Source organism: Mesorhizobium sp. M1A.T.Ca.IN.004.03.1.1, assembly GCF_003997555.1.
GTDB lineage: Bacteria > Pseudomonadota > Alphaproteobacteria > Rhizobiales > Rhizobiaceae > Mesorhizobium.
In genome coordinates this window covers 1-289 of the sequence record NZ_RZTV01000185.1, presented here as the reverse complement: position 1 = coordinate 289, position 289 = coordinate 1, and the positions used below count along the sequence as shown (strand labels likewise).

Sequence of the window (289 nt, the reverse complement as noted above, 5' to 3'; positions counted from 1 at the left end):
GGAAGCTGATCCGCCCCGATCTTCCGCGAGGCAAAGACGTCCTTGGCGACCGCCACCGCGGACATGCCGTTCGCCCACCCGGAGTAAAACGCGAGATGGGTGATGATCTCCGAGAGTTCGCGGGGCTTCACGCCGTTATCGAGCGCGACGTTGATCTGGTGAGCCAACTCGCCGGTGAGGTTCCGAGCGATTAAAGCCGACACGGTAACGATACTGCGATCCCGAGGTGTGAGTCCGGGACGCTTCCACAGTTCGGCTATCAGTCCTTGCGCGTATTTGTCGAGTGCCG

Annotated in this window: 1 protein-coding gene; it reads right to left on the bottom strand. The window is 61.2% G+C overall.

All coding sequences use genetic code 11. The annotated features are described in order from the left end of the window. The coding region (locus tag EOD29_RS31255) for a carboxymuconolactone decarboxylase family protein (protein ID WP_164763922.1) at positions 1-289 on the bottom strand (289 nt) is incomplete at both ends.